Source organism: Mesorhizobium sp. M7A.F.Ca.CA.004.12.1.1, assembly GCF_003997835.1.
In the GTDB taxonomy this organism is placed as follows: domain Bacteria; phylum Pseudomonadota; class Alphaproteobacteria; order Rhizobiales; family Rhizobiaceae; genus Mesorhizobium.
Map to the genome: position 1 here is coordinate 1 of NZ_RZRK01000612.1, position 3,709 is coordinate 3,709.

Genomic DNA, 3,709 nt, shown 5'->3' on the forward strand with positions numbered 1-3,709 from the left:
GGTAGGATGCGTGTGGTGGATTTGATCCGCCAAGGCCGGCGCCTCTCAGGCCCAACCCATTCCCCCCGCCCACTGGGAGCGCCGGCCGCTCTTCCATGAAAGAGCCCTTTGAGTGGTTGCCTGGTCCGGCAGCGTCGCGATTGTGGCCCTGCTCAGAACTTGTAGCTCAAATTGATGCCTACCGTGTTGAGCTTCACGTTCTGATCGCGATCGTTGAAGGGTTCCGCTACGTCGTAGTGCTCGGAGCCGAAATCATAGTAGCGATACTGTGCGCCGACGACGAACTTGTCGGTCAACGCGTAGTCGACGCCGGCACCCACGGTCCAGCCGACATTCGTGCGCGTGCTGTCGAACGCCGGACCCGCGACTTGCGATGTTTCGATGCCGGCAAAGGCGACGCCGCCAATGCCATAGACCAGCAAGCGGTCCATGGCGTAGCCCGCCTTGGCGTTGACCGACCCGAACCACTTGATGTCGGTGCCGAATGTGCTTCCGAAGGCCGATACCGTCGTGCCGCGGACCGAGGAATAGTTGAGTTCCGCCTCGGCGCCCAGCACCGCCTGGTCGAATTGCCACAGTCCGGCGACATGGCCGCCGACAAAACCGCCGTCAACATCGGGTGTGGCCGAAAACGGCTCGCCCTCTGTTCCTGATATGTCGGACCGACCCCAGCCATAGCCGGCTTGCATGCCGGCATAGTAGCCGGTCCAGTCGAAGCCGGGCGCGGTCATCGGAACATCGGCCGCTGGGTCGGCGGCGAAAGCCGGCACGGCCAGAGCGGCAAGAAAACCGGCACTTGCGACCATCAGGCGATACATCGAACTCCCCGAAATGACGGTTCAGAAAGATCCTCGCCAGAAGGATAACCGCATTCGCCGCAATCGCAATCCCCCTGTCGCCGCACAGAATCCGCTATTTGGCGTCGATGAAGTCCAGCACAGCCTGGTTATATTCATCCGGCGCTTGCAGCATGGCGAAATGACTGGCGTTGGGCAGGATAATCAGCTTCGCGCCCGGGATGGCGGAGGCGATATATTCGGTGTGTTCGCGCTTGATCGCTTCATCATGGTCGCCGGCAACGATCGCCGTCGGCGTGGTTATCTCAGCGAGCTGCTCCTTGGTCCACGCCGGCTCGGTCTCCCACATATGGCTTATCTGCGCCACGAAGGCGTCATACTGGTCCGGTGTTTTCGACATCTTCTTGTAGTCGCGGCCGGAGCGGTCGATGTAGGCGGCAAAGGTCTTGTTGGTCATCACGCCCGGATCGACGCCGTCGGTGGTTACGTTGGCGGCTTGCGCAAAGAGCCTTGTCAGCCGCTCCGGATGATGCAGTGCGATGTCGATACCGATAATTCCGCCATCGCTCCAGCCGACGAGCGCGGTCTTGTCGATCTTCAGGTAATCGAGCAGTGCCAGATAGTCCGACGCCATCAAGTCATAGCCATAGGGCTGCTCGGTGCGGGTGGAGCGGCCGTGACCACGGCTGTCGGCGACGATCACCTTGTGGGTTTTGGAAAACGTGGCCACCTGGCTGGCCCAGATGTCGGCGTGGCCGAGGCCGCCATGGATGAGCAGCACGGGGTCACCCGCTCCGAAAACGGCGTAGTACATCTGGATGCCGTTCACCGGCGCATATCCGCTCTGATCGGGCTTGGGCATGGCCGCAGGCTCCGGCAAGGTCTGCCAACGTTCCTCGGCGGCGGCAAAAGTGGTCGACGCTGCGAACAAGATGACGACGGCGAACGCTTTCCAAAAACGGGTCATGTTTCCCCCTTACGGCTCGGTCCGTAGCCAGCATCGCGCTTTGGCCAGATTAGTCAACAAGCTCAGTCTGCCGCGGTGTGTTGGCCCGACGGCTCTGGCGGCGCCCGCCGACATTTGCGAGACTGGCGACAACCGAAGGAATCGCGAATGACGAAAGCAACGCTCGCAAAACCCAGACCGTGGACCGAGATGGCGACACATCTGGTCGATGTCGCCATGGGGCGCAAACCCGCTGACCTGGTCGTGCGCAACGGCCGCTGGGTGAACGTCCATTCGGGCGAGATCATCGCCGGCACCGACATCGCCATTGCCGGCGGGCGCTTCGCTTATTGCGGGCCCAATGCCAGCCGTGCCATCGGCCAGGGCACCAAGGTGGTCGACGCCGGCGGGCGCTACCTGGTGCCCGGTCTCTGCGACGCGCACATGCATGTCGAAAGCGGCATGGTGACGGTGACCGAGTTCTGCCGGGCCGTCATTCCGCACGGCACCACCTCGATGTTCATCGACCCGCACGAGATCGCCAATGTGCTTGGCCTGCCCGGCGTGCGGCTGATGCATGACGAAGCGGTCGCCATGCCCATCAACGTGCATGTGCAGATGCCGTCCTGCGTGCCTTCGGCGCCGGGGCTGGAACATGCCGGCGCCGAGCTGACGGTCGCCGATGTCGAGGAGGCGATGACCTGGGAGAACATTATCGGCCTGGGCGAAGTGATGAATTTTCCCGGTGTCGCCGCCAATGATCCTGTCATGTCGGGCGAGATCGCGGCGACGGTTCATGCAGGCAAGACGGTCGGCGGCCACTATGCCTCGCGCGATCTCGGCCTGCCGTTCCATGGCTATGTCGCCGGCGGCCCCGAGGACGATCATGAGGGCACGCGCGCCGAGGATGCCATCGCCCGTGTGCGCCAGGGCATGAAGGCGATGCTGCGGCTCGGCTCGGCCTGGTACGACGTCGCCTCGCAGATCAAGGCGGTGACGGAGAGCGGTATCGACCCGCGCAATTTCATCCTGTGCACCGACGACAGCCACTCCGGCACGCTGGTCCAGGAAGGCCATATGGACCGCGTGGTGCGCCACGCCATCCAACAGGGGTTGAAGCCGGTGACGGCGATCCAGATGGCGACGCTCAACACCGCCCAGCATTTCAGACTGGAGCGCGAGATCGGCTCGATCGCGCCGGGCCGGCTGGCCGACCTGCTGATCGTTTCGGATCTCGCCGCAATGACCATCGACGAGGTCTATGCACGCGGCGTCAGGGTGGCCAAGGGCGGCAAGCTCGAAATCGATATTCCGGCCTATGATTACCCGAAGACGGCGAAGAACACCGTCAAGCTCGGCAAGAAGCTGAAGGGCGACGACTTCGACATCACGGCGCCCAAGGGCGCCAACGAGGTGCGGGTGCGTGTCATCGGCGTTATCGAGAACCAGGCGCCGACGCGCGCGCTTGAGGCCGATCTGCCGGTCGAGGACGGGCTGGTCGCCATGGACCGCCGCAACGACATCTGCCAGATCGCGCTGGTCGAGCGCCACCGGGGCACGGGCGGCGTCACCAACGCCTTCGTTTCCGGCTTCGGCTATGTGGGCGACTGCGCCATGGCGTCCAGCGTGGCGCATGACGCCCACCACATCATCTGCGTCGGCACCAACAAGCAGGACATGGCGCTGGCCGTAAACCGCCTGGGCGAAGTCGGCGGCGGCGTCGTGCTGTTCTCCAAGGGCAAGGAACTGGCGCTGGTCGAAATGCCGATCGCCGGGCTGATGTCGGACGAGCGGGCCGAGATCGTCGCGGCCAAGGCAGAGAAGCTCACCGAGGCGATGCGCAAGATGGGCTGTTCGCTGAACAACGCCTACATGCAGCACTCGCTGCTGGCGCTGGTCGTCATTCCCGAACTCAGGATTTCCGATGTCGGCCTGATCGACGTGACGACGTTCCAGAAGGTCGATC

3 protein-coding genes are annotated in these 3,709 nt (G+C 63.5%); 1 reads left to right on the plus strand and 2 read right to left on the minus strand.

The features are described from left to right. Positions 1–152: 152 nt before the first annotated feature. Together EN984_RS26135 and EN984_RS26140 are read right to left on the minus strand one after the other, a co-directional pair. Entirely contained in the window at positions 153–818 is a 666-nt protein-coding gene (locus tag EN984_RS26135) for an outer membrane protein (RefSeq protein WP_127272804.1), read from the minus strand. 94 nt (positions 819–912) lie between these two features. Then, positions 913–1,764: an alpha/beta hydrolase gene (locus tag EN984_RS26140; protein ID WP_127271933.1), complete on the minus strand. Its 852-nt coding sequence runs from the start codon at positions 1,762–1,764 to the stop codon at positions 913–915. 147 nt (positions 1,765–1,911) lie between these two features. Here EN984_RS26140 and ade point away from each other — a divergent pair. Next, a partial coding sequence (ade, locus tag EN984_RS26145) for an adenine deaminase (RefSeq protein WP_127384050.1) occupies positions 1,912–3,709 on the plus strand: 1,798 nt, incomplete at its 3' end.

Bases quoted from the DNA above. Each gene is read 5' to 3' on its own strand.
- EN984_RS26140 (WP_127271933.1), bottom strand. From the start codon at position 1,764: ATGACCCGTTTTTGGAAAGCGTTCGCCGTCGTCATCTTGTTCGCAGCG.
- EN984_RS26135 (WP_127272804.1), bottom strand. From the start codon at position 818: ATGTATCGCCTGATGGTCGCAAGTGCCGGTTTTCTTGCCGCTCTGGCC.